General features: G+C 51.5%; 23 protein-coding genes. 8 read left to right on the top strand and 15 right to left on the bottom strand.

What is annotated here, in order from left to right; all coding sequences use genetic code 11:
- Nucleotide 1: 1 nt before the first annotated feature.
- The 6 genes from AC0YN0_RS00565 to AC0YN0_RS00540 form a co-directional block, all read right to left on the bottom strand.
- Nucleotides 2-1,243, bottom strand: a complete 1,242-nt coding sequence (locus tag AC0YN0_RS00565; RefSeq protein WP_475819546.1) for a CpaF family protein — start codon at nt 1,241-1,243, stop codon at nt 2-4.
- Nucleotides 1,227-2,402: a P-loop NTPase family protein gene (locus tag AC0YN0_RS00560; RefSeq protein ID WP_475819545.1), complete on the bottom strand. Its 1,176-nt coding sequence runs from the start codon at nt 2,400-2,402 to the stop codon at nt 1,227-1,229. The genes AC0YN0_RS00565 and AC0YN0_RS00560 overlap by 17 nt, the downstream gene beginning before the upstream one ends.
- A 215-nt stretch (nt 2,403-2,617) precedes the next feature.
- Nucleotides 2,618-3,016 carry a nucleoside-diphosphate kinase gene (gene ndk, locus AC0YN0_RS00555; RefSeq protein ID WP_475819544.1) on the bottom strand — a complete coding sequence of 133 codons (399 nt, stop codon included), beginning with the start codon at nt 3,014-3,016 and terminating at the stop codon, nt 2,618-2,620.
- A gap of 32 nt (nt 3,017-3,048) precedes the next feature.
- A complete protein-coding gene (locus AC0YN0_RS00550; RefSeq protein ID WP_475819543.1) occupies nt 3,049-3,858 on the bottom strand; it encodes a pyruvate, water dikinase regulatory protein in 810 nt (269 codons plus the stop codon).
- Nucleotides 3,855-4,538, bottom strand: coding sequence for a helix-turn-helix transcriptional regulator (locus tag AC0YN0_RS00545; protein WP_475819542.1), 684 nt, complete (start codon nt 4,536-4,538; stop codon nt 3,855-3,857). The genes AC0YN0_RS00550 and AC0YN0_RS00545 overlap by 4 nt, the downstream gene beginning before the upstream one ends.
- A gap of 141 nt (nt 4,539-4,679) precedes the next feature.
- Nucleotides 4,680-6,479, bottom strand: a complete 1,800-nt coding sequence (locus AC0YN0_RS00540) for a M3 family oligoendopeptidase (RefSeq protein WP_475819541.1) — start codon at nt 6,477-6,479, stop codon at nt 4,680-4,682.
- Between the two features lie 203 nt (nt 6,480-6,682).
- On the opposite strand from AC0YN0_RS00540, the gene AC0YN0_RS00535 reads away from it, so the two are divergent.
- Complete coding sequence (locus AC0YN0_RS00535) at nt 6,683-6,850, top strand: YycC family protein (protein ID WP_442048062.1); 168 nt, start codon at nt 6,683-6,685, stop codon at nt 6,848-6,850.
- On the top strand, nt 6,850-7,089 hold the full coding sequence (locus tag AC0YN0_RS00530; RefSeq protein ID WP_442048063.1) for a hypothetical protein: 240 nt from the start codon (nt 6,850-6,852) through the stop codon (nt 7,087-7,089). Before AC0YN0_RS00535 ends, AC0YN0_RS00530 begins: the two co-directional genes overlap by 1 nt.
- 66 nt (nt 7,090-7,155) lie before the next feature.
- Here AC0YN0_RS00530 and AC0YN0_RS00525 read toward each other — a convergent pair whose 3' ends face one another.
- Together AC0YN0_RS00525 and AC0YN0_RS00520 are read right to left on the bottom strand one after the other, a co-directional pair.
- Complete coding sequence (locus AC0YN0_RS00525) at nt 7,156-7,884, bottom strand: DUF2225 domain-containing protein (protein ID WP_442048064.1); 729 nt, start codon at nt 7,882-7,884, stop codon at nt 7,156-7,158.
- Between the two features lie 5 nt (nt 7,885-7,889).
- Entirely contained in the window at nt 7,890-8,279 is a 390-nt protein-coding gene (locus AC0YN0_RS00520; protein ID WP_337102840.1) for a globin domain-containing protein, read from the bottom strand.
- A gap of 450 nt (nt 8,280-8,729) precedes the next feature.
- Between AC0YN0_RS00520 and ylbJ the strand changes: the two genes are divergently transcribed.
- Nucleotides 8,730-9,806, top strand: a complete 1,077-nt coding sequence (gene ylbJ / locus AC0YN0_RS00515; RefSeq protein ID WP_475819540.1) for a sporulation integral membrane protein YlbJ — start codon at nt 8,730-8,732, stop codon at nt 9,804-9,806.
- A 95-nt stretch (nt 9,807-9,901) separates the two neighbouring features.
- A complete protein-coding gene (locus AC0YN0_RS00510) occupies nt 9,902-10,699 on the top strand; it encodes an NAD kinase (RefSeq protein ID WP_442048067.1) in 798 nt (265 codons plus the stop codon).
- A gap of 44 nt (nt 10,700-10,743) precedes the next feature.
- Here the strand turns inward: AC0YN0_RS00510 and AC0YN0_RS00505 are convergent, their stop codons facing one another.
- The gene (locus AC0YN0_RS00505) at nt 10,744-11,454 is read right to left on the bottom strand and encodes a YutD family protein (RefSeq protein WP_475819539.1); all 711 of its coding nucleotides are present in this window, start codon (nt 11,452-11,454) and stop codon (nt 10,744-10,746) included.
- Nucleotides 11,455-11,514: 60 nt separating this feature from the next.
- On the bottom strand, nt 11,515-12,423 hold the full coding sequence (gene lipA, locus AC0YN0_RS00500) for a lipoyl synthase (protein ID WP_442048069.1): 909 nt from the start codon (nt 12,421-12,423) through the stop codon (nt 11,515-11,517).
- A gap of 109 nt (nt 12,424-12,532) precedes the next feature.
- Here lipA and AC0YN0_RS00495 point away from each other — a divergent pair, with 109 nt between their 5' ends.
- Nucleotides 12,533-13,615 (top strand): M23 family metallopeptidase, encoded by a 1,083-nt coding sequence (locus tag AC0YN0_RS00495; RefSeq protein WP_475820869.1) that lies wholly within the window; start codon nt 12,533-12,535, stop codon nt 13,613-13,615.
- 68 nt (nt 13,616-13,683) lie between these two features.
- Here the strand turns inward: AC0YN0_RS00495 and yunB are convergent, their stop codons facing one another.
- A complete protein-coding gene (yunB, locus tag AC0YN0_RS00490) occupies nt 13,684-14,799 on the bottom strand; it encodes a sporulation protein YunB (protein WP_475819538.1) in 1,116 nt (371 codons plus the stop codon).
- Nucleotides 14,800-14,956: 157 nt separating this feature from the next.
- Between yunB and AC0YN0_RS00485 the strand changes: the two genes are divergently transcribed.
- The 3 genes from AC0YN0_RS00485 to AC0YN0_RS00475 all read left to right on the top strand — a co-directional run bounded on the left by AC0YN0_RS00485 (nt 14,957) and on the right by AC0YN0_RS00475 (nt 17,311).
- Complete coding sequence (locus AC0YN0_RS00485) at nt 14,957-15,697, top strand: HAD family hydrolase (RefSeq protein WP_475819537.1); 741 nt, start codon at nt 14,957-14,959, stop codon at nt 15,695-15,697.
- 114 nt (nt 15,698-15,811) lie between these two features.
- Nucleotides 15,812-16,798, top strand: a complete 987-nt coding sequence (locus AC0YN0_RS00480) for a phosphotransferase enzyme family protein (RefSeq protein ID WP_475819536.1) — start codon at nt 15,812-15,814, stop codon at nt 16,796-16,798.
- 39 nt (nt 16,799-16,837) lie between these two features.
- A complete protein-coding gene (locus AC0YN0_RS00475; protein ID WP_475819535.1) occupies nt 16,838-17,311 on the top strand; it encodes a GNAT family N-acetyltransferase in 474 nt (157 codons plus the stop codon).
- 45 nt (nt 17,312-17,356) lie between these two features.
- Here the strand turns inward: AC0YN0_RS00475 and AC0YN0_RS00470 are convergent, their stop codons facing one another.
- From AC0YN0_RS00470 to AC0YN0_RS00455, 4 genes are all read right to left on the bottom strand, one after another.
- Entirely contained in the window at nt 17,357-18,088 is a 732-nt protein-coding gene (locus AC0YN0_RS00470; protein WP_475819534.1) for an alpha/beta fold hydrolase, read from the bottom strand.
- 16 nt (nt 18,089-18,104) lie between these two features.
- Nucleotides 18,105-18,635 (bottom strand): hypothetical protein, encoded by a 531-nt coding sequence (locus tag AC0YN0_RS00465; RefSeq protein WP_475819533.1) that lies wholly within the window; start codon nt 18,633-18,635, stop codon nt 18,105-18,107.
- Entirely contained in the window at nt 18,632-19,051 is a 420-nt protein-coding gene (locus AC0YN0_RS00460) for a MerR family transcriptional regulator (protein ID WP_475819532.1), read from the bottom strand. The genes AC0YN0_RS00465 and AC0YN0_RS00460 overlap by 4 nt, the downstream gene beginning before the upstream one ends.
- Nucleotides 19,052-19,198: 147 nt before the next feature.
- Entirely contained in the window at nt 19,199-20,065 is an 867-nt protein-coding gene (locus tag AC0YN0_RS00455) for a sugar phosphate isomerase/epimerase family protein (protein ID WP_475819531.1), read from the bottom strand.
- Nucleotides 20,066-20,167 lie beyond the last annotated feature (102 nt).

Below are 20,167 nucleotides of genomic sequence, written 5' to 3'. Positions count from 1 at the left end.
TCTATACAGCCTCCCCGCTTCTCTGCCGCCGTCCCGCCATAACAAGCTTGTCCGTATGCAGCAGAGTATTGCCTGTCGGACGCAGCTCACCGATCACTTTGCCCTCTTTCTCCCCGTCCTCTTGGAAACGAAACAGCGAATTCAACTGCACCTCGCCGCCCTCCATTCCTCGAATCTCGCATATTTCCGTCACCTTCCTCGTTCGATCCCGAAAGCGCGACAGATGAACGACAATATCGATCGCAGACGATATTTGCTGCCTAACGACCTGTACAGGCATATCCGCTGCACTTAATACCATCGTTTCCAGCCTCGCAATCATATCCTTCGCTCCATTCGAGTGCCCGGTTGACATTGATCCGCTGTGGCCGGTATTGAGTGCTTGCAGCATATCCAAAGCTTCACCGCCGCGCACCTCGCCAACGATAATGCGGTTCGGCCTCATCCGCAGCGAAGCGCGAATCAGATCGCGAATCGTTACCTCTCCTTTGCCCTCCGTATTCGCATTGCGCGTTTCGAGCGACACGAGATTGGGCAAGGTCCGAATCTGCAGCTCAGCCGAATCCTCAATCGTCACAATTCGCTCGTCGCTCGGTATGAATTGCGACAACGCATTAAGGAAGGTCGTCTTCCCAGTACCTGTTCCGCCGCTTATGAAAATGTTGTATTGCGATGCAATAATCTCCTCTAGAAAACTTGCAGCTTCCGCTGACAATGAGCCGTAAGAGATCAGCTGGTTCATCGTTAACGGCTGCTCAGGAAACTTCCGGATCGTCATGCATGGTCCTTTGAGCGCGACAGGAGGAAGCACGACATGTACCCGCGAGCCGTCCTTAAGCCTAGCATCAACGATTGGCGAAGATTCGTTCACGACTCGGTTCACGCTTGCAACTACGGCTTGAATCAGATCCTCGAGCCGCTCCCTGCTCTCGAATGCTACGGGATACAATGTCACCCTCCCATGACGCTCGATAAAAATCTCTGCATGATAGTTAATCATGATCTCCGTCACGGAAGCGTCCTCCATTAACGGCTGCAAAATATCCAGCCCTCGGAAGGAATGGAACAGCCTGCGCACAAGCTGTACTTTCTCATTTGCCGTAAGCGGATTTCGCGTGCACCACTCGAATACCGTATCTTCAGCAATTCGCATTAAACTTTCATCAGACAATGTGCCGTTGAAATCAATCTTGGCTCGAACGCTGTTGCGGAGCGACAGCACCACTTCATCCGTTAACGGCATGCTGCTCTCCGCCTCTCAGCATATAATTCATCAGCCTTCCTGCTGCAGCTCTGTATGATGGCGATGATAGGAGCTTAGCTGATGTCGCGCTATAGTTATTCCATTCCATCGCATCGGGCAATGAAATTGGCATATACGGTATGCCGTCCCGATTGACAGTCGGCGGCAACGCATTCATCTTCGCGCGATTATGAATCAGTTGGACCTTCTGAGCCATGCGTTGAAACCGCGGTCCCCACTTCTGCTCCCCATAGCGGTAGGCCAGCCGCTGCTTCGCAAGAACACCCTCATCGTCGCATACGAGCCACAATATCTGATCGGAATTTTCCAGCAGCTTCATGTGAAGCTCGTCCAGACCGTCGTCCAGATCGACAATGATGAGATCATATTGTCCTGACTGCTTAATCAGAGCAAGCAATCCAGCCGCATCTTCCGCGCCAAGCGTCATTCGATCCTCCGCGTTCGTGCATGAAGCGAGGTAGTCTCCCTTCAGCAACGAATGGCGCTTGCGATGCTCAAGCAACCATTTGCCTGCTTGCTCCGGTTCGGATTTCAACTTGTACAATAGCTCTGACATGCCAAGCTGAGTACCTGTGTGATTCGCATGCCCGAGCCATCCACCCAATGAATGCCACCGCTCCAAGTTCAGATAAAATGTTCGGTACTGCTGCGATCCCGCAGCATTTGTCAGATGAAGAGCAAGCGCGGTCTTCCCTGTGCCCCCGGAAGATGAATACACCGTTACGACCTTCGCGCCCACTTCCGAAGCGAGCCCAGTGCCAACGGGAGATGAGTACCCAGCGGTACCTGCCCCCGCGTGCATATCGAACAAGCCTTGCAGCAGTGCAGGCAACGGCTGATATTGCAGCAACTCCTTCTGCTGACCCCCGCTCTCTCCGCGCTTCGAGACGAGTGCAACGGTCGCAATTCGTTCCAGTCTTGCAGCATCGATGCCGACTTTCAGTTCTGTATACAATCCCGGCTGTACGGCAAGCAGGTCCATCGAATACCCTTTCTCGATATGCTCCTTCAGCGCTAGCGCATTTGTGAAGGCGATCAATTGCCATTGCTGGCCGATCGGGCTCTCGCGAACATATTCCGCCAGCCGTTTAACGTATTCCTCCTCCTTCGCCGCTACAGCAAGCTGATATCGTTTCATGGCTGCACACCTCCTCTTCAGTTGAGAAAAACAAACGCAAAAAAGCACCGTATAAAACGCTATTTCTAGCGTCATATACGGTGCTTCCGCGGTTGCTCTTATTAACTTTGGTTAAAATTTACCATATCCCCCTGCCACTCGTCAACACTAGCAGTCTATCTTTTTGGAATCTTTGAAGCGCATATTCCGGGATATCTCTTGCTACTGCTTCATCCTTATTGGAAAAATAGCTTGATTTCCCGATCCGCGTTCTCATCCGAATCCGAACCATGAATAATGTTGCTCGCCACATCGATGGCAAAGTCGCCGCGAATCGTCCCTGAAAGGGCATCGGACGGATTCGTCGCGCCGATCAACGACCTTGCGTTTTTGATCGCATCCTTGCCTTCCCATATCATGGCGAACACAGGTCCGGAGATGATGAAATCGACTAGCTCGTCGAAGAAAGGCTTCGCTTTCAGGTGCTCGTAATGCCGCTCGGCAAGTTCCCTGCTTATTTGCATTACCCTCGCGTCAACCAGCTTAAAACCCTTTTCCTCGAATCTGGCAACAATGCGTCCGACAAGACCTCTCGCAAACCCATCGGGCTTAACCATTACAAACGTTCTATCCATACAGATCCCTCCATCTCTATCGGTATAGCCATTTATCGGTAAAGCCATTCAATAATGATACCTGCCGTTTCCTCAATTGCACGGTTTGTGACGTCGATAATCGGACAATTGAGCGATTTCATAACATCCTCAGCGTATTTCAGCTCCTCGATAATGCGCTCCTGTGACGCATATTGCGCCGAAGATGGGAGTCCCAGCGTCTTAAGGCGCTCCGTTCTAATCCCTAGCAAATGCTCAGGCTGCATGGTCAGACCAACGATTAAGCGACCGGGCGCAGGCTTTAATTCCTCAGGCAAGTTAACCTCCGGCATGAGCGGAAGATTCGCAGTCTTAATTCCTTTGTGCGACAAAAAGACGCTAAGCGGTGTCTTGGACGTTCTCGATACGCCGATCAGCACGACCTGCGCCAGTACGAAGCCTCTCGCATCCTTGCCATCGTCGTATTTGACTGCAAATTCGATCGCATCCATTCTTCGATGATAAGCATCGTCTATCGAATGAAGCAGGCCTGGCTCACGCTTCGGATAACTTCCGAAGGTATCGACATAAGCTTGCATCATCGGCCCCATCACATCGACGGCGCGCACGCCCTGCTTAAGCGATTCCTCCTTCATCAGTTCCCGCAGCTCCGGCTGAACGAGCGTATAGCTGATGAATCCGCCAGTCCCAGCCGCTTCCGATACGATACGTACGATCTCATCCTCCGACTTCAAATGTCCATAACGCTTAATTTTCACATGCTCTGACGAAAACTGTCGGAGGGTCGCTTTCGCTACCGCTTCAGCCGTCTCGCCAACCGCATCTGAGCATACGTATATAATTTGCTGAGTCACTGGTGTCATAGATTCCGCTCCCCCAAATCCGGAGCCGCCGCAATGTCGGCCAACAGACGTATAATGTTCGACTTCGATACCCATCCTACAATCTCCGGATGAGGCGCTTGTTCGTCGCGAGGCATGATAACTGGCAAGCAATCGACCTGATGAAGCGACATCTTGCGTATCGCGTCCAGCACGGAATCATCTTGCATTAACGTTACGATATTCGGGTAACGGGTCATGACCATACTTACGGGAATCGATGCAGCTCCCGCATTGCCAAGCGTAATCTTGAGCAGATCCTTCGGCGTAACAATACCCGCAAAACCTTTGTTCTCATTAACGACTAGAAGCGTGTCGGCATTCTCGGTGAATAACGTGATGACTGCATCATGCACGGATAGCGAATCCGGCACGTTAACCGGTACGCCTTGGATTTCTCTTACCTTTAAGCTGCCTAACTGCTGCAACGCTTCGTTGCTTGACCGGTACGCATTGCCTAAGAAATACCCAACCTTAGGTTTGGCGTCCAAATGTCCCAGCATAACGAGCAGCGACAAATCCGAACGGAGCGTTGGCCTGCTAACACCGAGATATTCGGCTAATTGTTCACCGGTAATCGGTGCATGCTTCTTTACCAGCTCTACTAACTCCAATTGACGCGAAGATAGCTGAATCGGACTCCCTCCTACTATATGACTCATATTTACTAATAATTTCGTTATTATACGCCAATTAATATATCACATTCGCATATGATGTACAACATTGGAATCTCTGAGTGTACAAAAAGCTGCCTTCTCGTCATAACGACTACGATAAGGGCAGCTTTCTTTTGTAATAAGCTATTTAGATTCTATCGATTTTTCGGTCATATCAATGAATAATTGTACGTCTTCCTCCGTCAAAGCAACCGCCTCACTCCAGAAGTTGCTCTCCTCAAGGTTTACGCCCAAATGAACCGAGGCCAGCTCCTCGACGGTCATTCGGCCCGTATCCCGCAGCAGTGCGACGTATTTGTCCGCAAACGCGGGCCCTTCTTGCTGCGCTCTTGCATAGATGCCTGCGCTGAACAAATAGCCAAAGGTGTAAGGGAAGTTGTAGAATGGCACATCCGTTAAGTAAAAATGAAGCTTCGATGCCCAGAAATGAGGGTGCGCCTCGCCCAGCATATCGCTGAACGCCTCACGCTGAGCATCTTCCATTAGCTTGTTGAGCTGTTCAGAAGAAACAAGTCCTTCTCTCCGCAGCTCATAGAACCGGGTCTCGAACAAGAAGCGTGCATGTATGTTCATAAAAAAGGCAACCGAGCGCTGGATCTTATCCTCCAGCAAGCCAAGTTTCTCATCGGCGTCCGTTGCCGTCTTTAGTGCCTTATCCGACACAATCAGCTCGGCGAATGTCGATGCCGTCTCCGCAACATTCATTGCATACTCTTGCGATAAAGGCGGCAAATCATTCATAACATGCTGATGATACGCATGACCCAGCTCATGGGCTAATGTCGATATATTCGATGCCGAACCGGAATACGTCATGAAGATACGCGTCTGTCCGCTCTTCGGAAACGAGGTGCAGAAGCCTCCTGGACGCTTACCTGGGCGATCCTCCGCTTCAATCCAGCCATTAGCGAACGCCTCCTGCGAGAAATCGGCCAGCTCCGGGCTGAATCCGCGGAATTGTTCAACGATGAACTCCGCCGCTTCCGCATAGGGAACGATTCGCGCTGAAGCGCCAAGCGGTGCCTCCACGTCATGCCAGTCAAGCTTCTCTACGCCTAGCAGCTTCGCTTTCCGCTCCAAATAGCGAACGAGCGACTGTTTCCCGTCCTGTATCGCCGTCCACATCGCCTTTAGCGTTGCCTCGCTCATCCGATTCATCTGAAGCGGCTCTTGCAGCACAGACGCCCAACCGCGCTTATCATAAAGCTTCAAGCGGAAGCCGGAGATGCGGTTCAGCACCTCGGCGCTTAAATCTGCTTGCTCCGACCACACGCGCTCCCATTCGGTGAAAGCTGCCTGACGAACGGCTCGTTCGCCTTCGGACAGCCGATTATGCATCTGACCAGCAGATAGCGTCCGGCTCTCCCCGTCTGCTCCAACATCATTAAACTTGGCTCTCGATACGATTAAGTTATAATAATCGCCCCAGCCATGATAACCATCGACGGACAGATCTCCTGCCAGCGCCTCCAATTCAGGCGCCATTTTCTGCTTCGCAAGCTCTCGGCGCTCATGCAGGTTGAATGCGATCTCTGCCAGCTTCTCATGTTCGAGCAACGCTGCCCACTCGCTGTCCCCGTAAGCTCTTAGCATATTGTCATATCGAGTAAGCACGCCGATCAGCTTGGCAGACAGCGTCTTCACCTTGTCGTTAAGCGAATTAGCCGCTGTATCTCGGATATTGGCAGCCATCAAGCATGCCACGAAAGAATCCGTCTCTCTCAGACGCAGAAGAACGGATTGTACAATATCGGTCAGCTGTGCCAGCTTATCGGCATCCAATAACGCATTGCCAGCTAGTTCGGCATCCAGCCTCTCCATATCTTCCTCCATTCCTTTAAGCTCTTGCATAAAGGCTGCCGATCCGGAGCCCCCCTCATAGATCGAATCAAGCTCCCAAGTAAGCGGATATTGCTTTGCCACGCCCATCATCCTCTCATCGTTATTTGCGCAAATGTCTCTGACGGTGTATAACTTATATTAATATTACCACATCCCGATTAAGAAGAAACCGCATCGCGGTCCTTGTTAAAGGGCAAGGGGTTTCGCGATTCAAGCGTAAACGGCTATCGCTACGGTGAAGGCCCTGCGGAATGCTGAATGAATATTGAATGGAGGAATCATACATGTCTAAACCTTTGCAAATATCAGCCGAAACGGCTGTTAAGTTATCCAAGCAGCTTGGCGTGCCGATCGAGCATCTCATGCATATGCCCAAACATATTTTGCTCCAAAAGCTCGCCGAGCTTGCGAAGCAGGAAGGTCCGTCAACGGACGAGAGCGGCAACAGCTAATGGTCCCTTTCGAGAGAACATGGCCGTATGACATCATAATGGGTGATATTTATGTCACCAATTGCCCATTCTGCAATGAAGAAAATGTACTGCTTCCGCTTCGTCCTGAAGAGATTACATTGATCCAAGACGGCAAAAAGCGACTGCTCGTATTTCCATGCTGCCATAATCAAATCACGGTTGTTGACGTTGATCGTGATTACTTGCTCGCTAATCGCGCGCTCCCCGGGCGCAAATAAACAAATAAAGGCCGACCTCGACATATCACCTAAAGTGATTGCGCCGGGATCGGCCTTTATTATTTATTATGCGAATGAAGCTATGCCATCACCGCTCACTTGCTCAGTGGAATCGGTAATCTCGCCTTCGCCACTCAGCATCGATTCCTCGCGTATCAATTGCCATTGCTCACGGCTTGCCCGAATCATTGCCGAATCTACAATTTTCTTATCGTTGACTACGCGCGAGAACCATCGTACAGCATCATTCCGCTCACCGATTCTACGGTGCAGCTCCCCGATTATGTACATCAGCCTCGCATTGTTAAGCGAAGCGCCTTCTTCCTCATACACACGGATATAGGATTGCAGCGCGAAACGCAAAAAGCGCTGTTCCTCCGTTTTGTTGGACGCGTATCGATAAAGCCAAGCGATATGGTGTAATATTCCGGCAATAACACGTTCCTTCTCACCGACAGCCTGAGCGCTAATTAGCGCTAGCTTATAGGAAGCCATCGCTTCCTTCTCGGTACGCTCGCCGCCATAATTGACGGGTACCCACCGGCTTCCAGCCGCCTCCATATACTTCCGCTTCTGAACATCATTAAGCCTGTCCAAACCATTCTCCGTCGTAGCGAAGCCGCAGGTCGGGCATACGCGAACAACATAAAAATCAGGGTTAACGCCAGCTTTGTAGTAACCGCAAAAATCAGTGTCTGTAGCGATTGCTTTCTTGAAACTCGGGCGCACTCTTGATGTCTCAAATGGTGTTTCACAGCAAATACACTGTAGCTTAGATTGATAGAGCGGTTCCATTGAACTCACGTCTCCTCTTCGAGTGTGTTAACAAAGTGATGCGCCGGGCCGGACAGCCTGTCAATGACGATCGCTTGCAACTGCTCCTCTACTCCAATCTCCGCAAGCGCTCTGCGCATGCAATCGAGCCAAGCTTCCGCGCGCTCAGGCGTAATCGGAAAAGGCAAATGCCTAGCTCGCATCATCGGATGTCCATATTCGTCGGAGTAAAGCGAGGGGCCTCCAAAAAATTGCGTCAAAAACATATATTGCTTGTCCATCACCGGATGTATATCAGCCGGAAACAGCGGTCCGAGCAGAGGGTGGGCTTGCACCTTTGGGTAGAAAGCCTCAACCATTTCTCTGATCTTTCCTGCTCCGCCGATCAATTCATAAAGGCTTATATTCCTATTCATCGTCATTTTCAGCTCCATATTGTAGGTCTTTTGAATTATATTTTAAAGAAAAATCATTTCCTATTGCTTAGTATAACATTTATAGATGACCGTATAGAAAAAAAGCCCGCATTGTAATATGCGGACTCATGATTATAAGAACGAAACATACCTTAATAGTCTTCTTCACCAGGTGAGGATAGCGACTCTCGGATGACATAGACGAACGCGCAGACTAAGATGCCAGCGATATAACTCATGCTCATCACTCCAAGCTTTTAAAGGTAGCTCTATTGTAGCATATTTCAGCGTCAAAATGTAAACGTTTTCTTTGTGGTTAAAAAATTTATTTTCCCTCCCTGTAAGTGATGGATGTCCACCCTTCGGCATATACGTGTAGGAGGATCAATCGACTCGTCCATGTCGTCTTTCCTATGCTTGTTCTCACCGTATACAAAGGAGGCGGCTAGCGTGCTGCGCACTTTCATTCATCCTTTATCGTTAACGGCGTTCGCTGCATTAAGCGTCGCCCTGCTAATGACTCTATTTCCTGCTGAGACACTGACATCCTCGCTGCGCGGACTGTCGATATGGTGGGAGGTGCTGTTCCCAGCGCTCTTCCCTTTCTTCGTCATCTCAGAACTGCTGCTCGGCTTCGGCATTGTCCATTTCTTCGGCAAGCTGCTTGATCCGCTTATGCGACCGCTGTTCCGACTGCCTGGCAACGGCGCATTCGTCGTCGCAATGGGTTATATATCGGGTTATCCGGTAGGAGCGAGATTAACCGCGCAGCTATGGGAACAGCGCCTTATTAATCGTTCCGAAGGCGAACGGCTCGTTGCCTTCACTACAACGTCCGATCCCGTCTTCCTGATTGGCGCGGTAGCCGTCGGCTTCTTCCACAATGTCGCTTTGGCGCCGCTGCTTGCAGCTGCACATTACGGCAGCGGACTGCTTATCGGACTTACGATGCGTTTCCATGACCGTCATGCTCCAATGACATCGGAAAGGCGGCCGGCCGTCAGAGCAGATGGCAGCAACCGGCACCCATCGCGGCTGTATACCGCCCTGAAAGCTATGCATGAAGCTAGACTGCTCGACGGACGGGGGCTTGGACAATTGCTGCAGGATGCAGTAGGCTCTGCTTTACGGCTTATGATTGTCGTAGGAGGTCTCGTCGTCTTCTTCTCTGTCGTCATGGAGATGCTGACACGGGCAGGACTTGTCGGAGCACTGGCTGAGGCCTTCCGATTTCTATTAACGGCAGCAGGCCTGCCGGCACCGCTAGCGGATGCGGGCGTATTCGGCATATTCGAGGTGACGCTAGGATCGCGCGCAGCCGGAACAGCGAACACGCTGCTCCTTCATCAAGCTGCAATAGCTGCATGGGTGCTGTCATGGGGCGGCTTATCCGTTCATGCGCAGGTTGCCAGTCTGCTTAGCAAAACCGATCTGCGTTACCGACCGTTCCTGCTGGCCAGGCTGCTGCACAGCGTCTTGGCCATGGCACTTGTCTACTTGCTATGGAATGTGCTTGGACCTGCATAAAAAAGTGACCATTTTCCAGCCCACTCACGCATTGAATTCGATCGACATTTCCTTTATCATCTTAAGTATGCAACAGATCGGAAGGAGATTTACCTTTGAAATACGCGGTTATTGATCGAGGCGATTCTTTATCGCAATCATTGGCTCAAAAATTTCATCAGCTTGCAGCGGAGAAACATTTTGTTCGCAGCGACGACAGACCCGAGATCGTCATCTCGATAGGAGGCGACGGCACGCTTCTGCATGCCTTCCACAAATATGTCGATCGTATCGCCGATGTCGCTTTTATTGGCGTTCATACCGGACATTTGGGCTTCTATGCGGATTGGCAAGCAGACGAGATTGAAGAGCTTGTCGCCATGATGGCGGCGGAACAACCGCGAATTGTTCGCTATCCGCTTGCGGAGATTCAACTCGAAACGCCGACCGAAACAAGTTATTATTTATCGTTGAACGAATTCACGCTCAAAGGCGTCGATGGAACGCTCGTCGCACAAATTAACATTAACGACGAGATGTTCGAGATGTTCCGCGGCGACGGTATCGTTATCTCTACACCTTCGGGCAGTACCGCTTACAATAAGAGCGTCGGCGGCGCTATTGTTCACCCTTCAATCGAATCGCTGCAAATCGCGGAGATTGCATCCATTAACAATCGCGTGTATCGAACGCTCGGCTCATCGGTCATGCTCCCGCAGCATCATCACTGCGATATCATATCGAAGAAGGAGCAGAAGCTCCAGCTGACGATCGACCATGTAAGCATCACGCGCAGCGACATTATCTCGATCCGTTGTTCCGTTGCGAGCCGCAAAGTCAGCTTCGCCCGTTATCGTCCATTCACGTTCTGGAATCGGGTACGCGAAGCATTCTTAGACTCCGGCGAGCGTTAATAGACATTGAACCGATCACACAAAAAAGACGCCGAGACACTCCTTTAGGAGCGTCCGGCGTCTTTATTTGGCCGTTGGTTCGAAGGCGCTTCTGCGGATGCCGCCGCTTCGCCTGCGGCTGTACCGGAACGCGGATGCTTCTTGTTCCGATCGTTGCCGCCGCGGTAAGGCTTGCGAGGCTGCTGCTCGCCCTTCTCCCCGCGGGGATGTCCATTTCCGCCACCGCTGCGATGTCCGTTGTCGCGTTGGCCATTCTCACGGGAGCTATTGTCGTGGCGATGAGCTCCCCGGTTAGAACGCTCTTGTCGTTCATGACGTTCTTGTGCCGGTGCTGCAGCTTCCTTGCCTGCTGCCGTTTCGTCCAATGTTCCCGTTTCCGAGCGGCCCGCGCTCTCCGGCATCCGATACGTTCTCGCGTCGACCCGCGGCTTCAGTTCTTCCGCATCGAAGTCGTAATCTCCCGGCTCCTTCTTGCTCGACTCCTTCTTCTCCAGAATGAAGTAAGCGCAGCCGAAGTTGCAGTATTCGTTAATATAATCCGGCATACCGGAGTAGAGGCTGTCCTTCGTAGCCTTGGAGTGGGAATCGCGGAAGAAGCCTTTCAGCCTTAGCTGACTATAGCCCCAGTCGCCCACGATAAAGTCATACCGCTCCAACACCTCGCTGTATCGATCACGAAAGGCTTCTGGATTCCATCCGTTTCTATTCTCATGAACAAGCTCATATGATTTGCCGCCGATATGAATCAAAGCCATCTTCTCCACCTCTTCTGCGCATCCCTTACATTCCGCCGGAGCAAGAGACACTTCCTCACACTATTCCTTCCCAGAGCCTGCTACTGCCATCTTATCCGCAGCAATAGCCGAGTCCGTCTGTTCATGCGCATGATAAGAGCTTCTTACGAGCGGTCCGGATTCTACGTGACGGAAACCGCGTTTTTGCCCTTCTTCCTTCAACTTCGCGAACTCGTCCGGATGGACGTAACGAACGATTTGCAAGTGATTAGGCGTCGGCTGCAAATATTGACCCAACGTCAAAATATTGACATCGACTGCGCGCAAATCATCCATCGCCTGCAAAATCTCTTCGTATTCCTCGCCAACGCCAAGCATAATGCTCGATTTCGTCGGTATCTTCGGCTTCATTTCCTTCGCTCTCTTAAGCAGCTCGAGCGAGCGTCTATACTTCGCTTTCGCACGGACTCGGTTAGATAAGCGCTCCACCGTCTCGATGTTATGGTTCAGGATATCCGGATTCGCATCCATTACGGTCTGCAGAGCATCCCAGTTGCCCATAAAATCGGGAATAAGCACTTCAACGCGGCAGAATGGCATCCGCTTGCGAATTGCGCGAATCGTAGCCGCGAATATCGAAGCCCCGCCATCAGCAAGGTCATCGCGGGCAACCGAAGTTACAACGCAATGCTGAAGTCCCATCTGCTCGGCAGCTTCCGCTACGCGGTCCGGCTCTTGCAGATCTAGTTCTGTCGGCAGGCCGGTCTTAACCGCACAGAAGCGGCAAGCACGCGTACAAATATCGCCTAGAATCATGAACGTAGCCGTTCGATTCGCCCAGCATTCATAAATATTCGGACAACGCGCTTCTTCGCATACGCTATGCAGCGTCTTGCCGCGCATCATTTCTTTAATCTCGGCAAAGTTGCCGTCTGTCGCCAACTTTATACGAAGCCAATCAGGCTTTTGTAATTTCTCACGTTGTTTCATACGGCATTACCTGCTTTCACTTTCGTTGTATAAGGCCACAATCACTCCGCTTATTATATCACGTTTCGGATAAAAACCAATGATTTGCAAAACATATCGTTATTCCGTCATGCTTTTGGAAAGGGTGAGACGTTTGAAAAGGACTTTTCTGCTGAAAGCAGCATTATCGGCCGCATCGCTGCTCCTTGCCGTTCCCGGTATATCCGCTCAGGCCTCGCCTAGCAAGCAGCAGCGAACCGAGCAAGCCGCCAGGCCGACATCTTCTGCAACCGAAGCGGATTTGATCGCAGCAAGAAAAAGCTTATACCATCAACTAAGCACCGTTACGCAAATTCCATGGTTTTGGCTCGCAGCCATTGACCAATATGAACGCTCCATGTCGAAGGTGAAGCCAAAAGCACGGCCAATGCTCGGCAGCACGGTAGGGATATTTATCGATCAGGAGCAATGGGCCGGGCCGCTAAATCCCGATATGGACGACAGCTCTCCCGTATCGATCCAATGGTTCAACGGCATCGGACGCGACGGAGACGGCAATGGTATCGTCGAGCGCAATAGCGATATCGACCTTCTCTACTCGCTTGTCAGCAAGGTCGCGGCCTTCGGCACAACGGAGGAGGACTTCTCTATCGGGTTATGGGAATATTACCAGAACGGCCGAGCAGTCAAGCGCATTCAACAGTTTGCCCGCATTTACGAGCATTTCGGCAAGCTCGATCTGTTCGAGCATGCCTTCCCGCTGCCGATAGGCACCAATTACAGTTATAAGGACACCTGGGGTACGGGACGCAGCTGGGGCGGCAGGCGGACCCATGAAGGGACGGATATTTTCGCTAATCACGGGGTCCCCGTTAGAAGCACCTGCTATGGCGTAGTCGAGATTAAAGGCTGGAATCCGTATGGCGGTTGGCGAATCGGCATTCGGGACTTAAGCAATTTCTATCACTACTACGCCCATCTGTCTGGCTATGACAAGACAGTCGAGGCCGGCACGATCGTTCAGCCGGGTCAAGTGATCGGCTGGGTCGGCAGCTCCGGCTATGGCAAGCCCGGTACGCAAGGCAAGTTCCCGCCGCATCTGCATTACGGCGTATACAGCGATCGAGGGCTTATCGAATGGTCATTCGACCCTTATCCGATGCTCCGCCGCTGGGAAGCTTCCGAGAGGCAGCGCTTAAGATCCAAACGATAGTATTCTACACAAGGAGAGGCCGCCCCAACAGCCTATTGGCTTTTGGGGCGGCCTCATTATTAGCGGCTTCACTCCGAGCCGGTATTGCCAGCATTGCCAGCGTTATTGCTATGCTCCCCTGATGCATTTCCTGCTGAGCCTTCATTGCCCTCCGCCCCGCTGCCGCTCGCATTATTGCCGCCGTCATCCTTATTCTCGCCGTTCTCGCCTTGTGTCGTAACGCCGGAGCCCGGAGACAACGGAACCGATATATTCGGCGCCTGCCCCGCCGATTCGCCAACAGGCTTGCCCGTATTGTCGTAGTAATACATCGGTACATCACCAACGACGAGCAAGTAGGATATCGGAATCTCCGTCTCTACCAGTTCAGGCTCCGTATCGAATGGAATGATAATCGTAACCTCCGCCGTAATGCGAATGTACACCTCGACCAATACCATGTTGATCGCGACATCCTTCTCGCGCGTGCTCAGCTCCACCTTTGCCGCCCCGACCGGCTCGAACTTGACCGGTACTCGCGGACCGAACGACGATATAATCGCGCTGTTCAGCGCATGTCCGATCGGGATATGCTCTAGAATATCCTTCATATCCTTAAGCGTGTTCTCCACGGTGGAAACGGTCTGCGAAGTGATCTTCATATGCTCGGCATAATTGAGAATGAAACCGGATATTTTGCCGTTGCTATTCATCTTCCAGTCGATCAGCTTCTCTGATTCCGACTGGTTCGCCACCTGATCGGTAATCGCCTTGTTGATTGCCTGTGTTGCAACCTGCTTAACCCGAATCTTCGCGATATTCATGAGCGGCGGCCTTAAGTTCCGTTCGATATATACAAACGATTGAATCGATAACAACGTCATCACAATAAGGGCAATGAGCCAAAAATTGCGCCGTCGCATACGCGGCCTAGCCGGACGGCCGCCCCATGCGCCTGGAGGCGGGCCGCCGCTGTTCCTGCTCCGCGCACCGAATCCGAGTGAAATAGAAGATGTGCGTTTGCCCCATTTTCCTCGGCTAGCCCCCGTTCTCGACCCCCACTTCGCGCCTGAAGAGCTCGCCTGCTGCGTGCTGGGCCTGCTGCCGCCCCAGCTTACCGTTTTCACTCGTCTAATTGGCCTCCCCGTCCACATGCCCCCGCCGAATGAACGAAACCGCCAGCCTCTCCTTCCCCATTTTGCCAAGTGCAAGGCCTCCTCCCGCTTCACCCTGTCCGCCTTCTATATCCATTCATATGCGTGGCTCGGCCAAAAAAGAAGGCAGCTTGCCCGTTGCGGCTGGGCTGTTCTACCTTATAATGGAATCAGACAGACTCGCGGATTAACGATAGGAGTGTTATAGATGATTATGCGGCCTGAAGCGATTTTGATGGATATGGATGATACGATTATTGCCTTCGAGCATGGAGTAGACGTTGACGCCTGCTGGTTCCAAGCTTGCGGTATCCATCTGAAGAGCAATGACAAGGGCAATATACCGGCATTAGTAAGTGCGATTAAAACGGAGGCCAAATGGTATTGGAGCGACCCGCAGAGGCACCGAGAAGGCAGAATGGATCTCACCGCTGCAAGAACGCGTATCATCGATGCGGCTCTGCAAAAGTTGTCCTTCATCAGCAGCTACAGTTCATCGGTCTCACGGGCAATCGCTCGGGATTACGGACTAGTTCGAAACGAAGCGATCTACTTGTACGAGGATGCCATTGAAACGATTCGGCATATTAGAACATTAGGAATTAAGCTGGCGCTGTTAACGAACGGTACCTCATCGGAGCAACGGCACAAAATCGAGCGCTTCAACCTTGAACCGCTGTTCGATCATATTTTTATTGAGCAGGAAGTAGGCATTGGCAAGCCTGATCCCCGCGCTTACGAAAATGTCTTGAAGCGGCTAGGCGTAGAAGAGCCGCACACGGCGTGGATGGTAGGCGACAACTACGAATGGGAGATTACCGCTCCTCAGAAAATAGGCATTCGCGGCGTTTGGATTAACCATAACCGTCCGTTGCTCGATTCGAATCCAGATACAGCTCCCTACCAATCCATTTCAACGCTCAGCGAATTGCGTAAGCTGCTCCTATAAAGCTGTATCTGTATGAAAAGATAATTATAATCATCTTTTATATCCCGTTTGTTTTCCGGCCCGGCTAGAATGAGAACATACCGAAAGAAACGTACGAGGAGGAAGACAAAGATTATGATTGCCGTTGCAGCCATTCATACCGTTTTTCAGAAAGAAGCCTTGTTCGCTGCCATTGCCGAGCAGTACGATATCGGCAGTCCGCTCACGAGCCGATTTGTCTCGAACGGCTTGAACGATACCTACGACGTCGTTACGGACGAAGGCCGTTACGTGCTTAGAATCTATAAGAAACATTGGCGGAGCGAAGCCGAGATTCGTTACGAGCTCGATCTGCTGCTTTATTTGCAAGGGGCAGGCATCCCTTTATCTCGTCCCATTGCTCGGAAAGATGGCGAGCTCGTTACCTATATTGCCTCTTCAGAGGGTACGCGCTACGCGGTACTGTTCACTTACGCTGAGGGCATCGCGATAGCGAATGCTCAGACGAGCGTACACTACGGCCGGGCGGCAGCTCAGCTTCATCGTGCAGCGGACGGCTTCGTTCCGTCCCATGAACGCTTCCAGCTAGACAGCGCCCATCTGCTCAATGAACCGCTGGAACATCTGTTGCCCAAGCTTCAACACCGCCCCGACGATGTCCGATTCGTCCAAGAAGCGGCAGTCCGGTTGAAGGATAGGATGAACCGGCTGACGTTAAACGACAACGACTGGGGAGCATGCCATGGCGACCTGCATGGTTGGAATGTGTTCCATGACGAGAAAGTCGACGGCAGCCTGACGCACTTCGACTTCGATTGCTGCGGGGCAGGCTGGCGCGCTTACGACCTGTCTGTGTACCTATGGAATCTCGTGCATGGCAGACATGATCCCGAGAAATTCGGAGACGAGTGCTGGGACGCTTTTCTGAGCGCCTATGTCGCGGAACGTCCGCTGAGTCAGGCCGATCTTGACGCTATTCCGTTATTCGTGGCGGTTAGGCAGCTATGGCTGCTTGGGCTGCATACGGGCAATAGCGCGGTGTGGGGCGCGTGGCAGGATGACGGTTATTTTGACGGGAAGCTCAAGTTTCTTAAACTGTGGATGGAAGCATACGATTTATAATAACGTTCCAACCAACGTGAAGCGAGGAGGGTGTGCGTTATGCTCATACAACCGCTGGCGCATGCCGAAGCTGAACAAATATGTAATTGGAGATACGATGGCGAGTACTCGTTCTATGATATAGCCGATAGCCCAGACGTCATTACGGAGTTGACGGACGGCAGCTATTATTCGGTAAAGACGGCTGACGAAGGCGAGCTGATCGGCTTCTTCTGCCTCGGACCGCATGCGCAGGTTCCCGGCGGACAGATAGCCGGCCTGTATGGCGGGGTCGGCATCATCGATATTGGAATTGGGCTGCGGCCCGATCTCGTCGGCCAAGGCCGAGGCTCAGCTTTCCTGGCAGCTATCACCGAATACACGGTGGAGACGTTTCATCCTCGGAGGCTGCGCCTCAGCGTTGCGACATTCAACCGCAGGGCAATCGCTTTGTATACGAAGGCTGGATACCGGAGGCTAGCTGCGTTTGATAGCTACGGAACGGAATTTTGGCTCATGCTGTATACCATTTAGAAATTTGTTCATTTATTCAATAGGATTGGCGCTCATCTAAAGGCGTCATGCGAGATTATTCAAAAATAAAGCGATATCGGCATAAAACCGGCCGCTAGTCGTCTCTTTCAAATCATGCCCAGATCCGGGATACTCTCTAACCGTTAAATTCTCAGCCATTCTGAGGTAACGGTCCAGCTCGCCGTCAGGGATCATAGAGTCTTCCTTTAATCCCCTCGCTACTAAAACGGGAATGTTCACCCGATCATCGAGGTTGCGGTGCGTCGATTCTATCTGAATTCGTTGTACGGCCTTGACCCGAATATGCTCGGTACGGCCGAAAGGAATTAAATACTCATTGATATAGGCGCTAGGCCACTCAGGCGGCATCATCCGATGCTCTGGCGGATAATCCCCAATAAGCAGAGAACTCACTTGTGCCTGATGCTTGAGCGCATAACCAAGAGCGTACGACACCCCTCGGGAGTAGCCTAGCAAATGAAAGCTTTCCAACTGCGCCTGCTTTACGACTGCCTCTATATCGCTTATATGCTCATCCAAGTCATAGCCAGTGTCTGGCGTATCGCTTTTCCCTCTCCCTCGGAAGGATAACGCGATGCACCGTCTCGGAGAAACCGACATGACCGTCTCCAACAATTCCAAATACTCTTCCGCCGTTTCCGACAGTCCCGGACAAACGACCAGCGGCAAACCTACATCAGCTGTGGGTCTGATATCATAATAATGAAGGCTAACATCTTGGTTATTGGCAAAAAAAGATGGGTACGTATGCTTCATTACGGCAATCTCCTCCTTATCGGCCCTCGATTCGATACTTTTTCTCCAGATCAGAATAAGGCCCTGGCGCAATTGGAATCGGCTTCGTAATCGCTGACTCATCCGCTAGATCATCACTTTCTATGTCATCATACACAGAAATCCCCAGTTCAAGCACTTTGGCAACTATCTCTTCATCGATGTGCACATCATCCATTCGTTCCTCCAGGACGACCTCCATTGTATACTCGTAACCGAAGCGCTGCTCCAATCCTTTCTTATCCGTGTATATTAATGTAACTACAATAGGTTTGATTCCGCAGCTTATCGGCTCATCCGTAAAGATGGCTATCATGAATTCATCTGCCCGATCGGGACGGTAAATGACAATTTCACCCTTTTCATTCTCATAGAAGCGAGATAAGTTGCTTTTACGGCTAATCCCTTGCGGCAGCTCAATCACAATACGAGCAGTAGCAGCATTTCGAATCGGGCCGAACCGCACGAGCAGATGGTTCATCCCATCCGCATGCTCAATCATGGACTTCGCCGAACGTATCGTGATCACCCCTGGTCTCCCCTTTCGACCAATCCTGTTACAGCTTCAATGATTTTTCCCCTGAGCTCGGGCGACGTGCGGGAGCTGATCGACAAAATGACGTCCTCGCTAATGACATAAGTCTCGTGCCTCATCATCTGGTCAGCCTGATAGAGCGGCAGCTTCTCTCCGATGCGAATGACTTCCTCAATCGACAGCTGTTTCAACTGCTCCTGAATACTGGCTAGCGTCTCCCCGCTCTTCGCGAGCGTCAATAACGCACGAAAATAATGCAGATGATTGTCCGTGTAAACACGCTTATTTCCGACTGTCTCCAAAGGCGGAATAACGCCAATCTGCGTATAATACCGAACCGTTCGCAAATTCATCCCGGCGTCCTCATGCTGCAAAACTTCCGTTAGTTGCTTCGCTGTATATTGCTCCATGCTCCCCATCCTCGCGTTACACTAAAGTGTATTAGTTACAGTATACTGTAACGTTTCCGAATTGTAAAATATAAACTATCCTTTGTCAGATCTGATAAAACACAAAAAAAGCAGACCCACTTGCACGGTCTGCATTCTGATAATCCCTTATAACAACGAGCGGATATAAGCGAGGTTCTCGCGGAGCAGCGTCTCGGAATCGGCGGAGCTGCTGAAGTCCTCGAAGCTGAGCCAGCTGTCGTAACCGACTGCCCGCAGCGCTGCAATGACTTGCGGCCAGTGTACCGCGCCAGCTGTAACAGCCGACCACGATGCTTGCCAAATTCGGCCATGCTCGCCGCTTCCGATCGTCGGCAGCGCTGCATCTGTGCGTTGCCACACCGCGTTCTTGACATGGACGTGACCTAAATATTCGCCGAGCACTTCGAGTCCCATTTGATAGTTCTCGAAGCCTTCATGCACCATGTTGCCCGGATCATATATGACACCGATATGGTTCGCGTCGAACCCGTCAACCAACCGGCGGGCTAGTGATGCGCTAGGCGCAATATTACCATGATGAACTTCAATAAGACCTTTGACGCCGTAAGTTCGGCTTAGCGATTCCGCTTCTTGCAAGTAAGTGCGAGCCTCGGCATACAGCTCTTGGTAGGTGCGTTTGCCGTCATAATTCGGAACGCCGATGCGGATGGAAGGTGCGCCAAGCAACTTCGCTGCGCGCATCGCGTTTTCTGTAGCCGCCAGGTCGCCGCTGCCAATGTAAGCTGCCACATTCGGCACGACCAAGCCAGCCGCCTCAGTCAATTGCTTAAGCTCTAACAGCTCGGCTTCTGACGTATCCGTCTCGACTGTGGACAAGTTGTTGCCCCAGAACGAAGGCGCTTCCTCGCGTCTAGCCGGGTCCGTCTTCGTGAAACGCCATTCTACGCCGTCATAGCCGTTCGAGCGAAGCAGCTCAAGCGTACGTTGTTGCGAGCAATCTGGAAGCATTACCGTAAATACTGAAAATTTCATACGTCACCCCGATATCATCATTATCGAACACTATTTCGTATCAATCGATCATTGCTGTCCCCATCTTATCATAACGATCATCCCTTCTCTTCGCTTAGCTTT

The organism is Paenibacillus sp. J22P218 (genome assembly GCF_056269195.1).
This window is presented reverse-complemented; position numbering and strand designations above follow the sequence as displayed.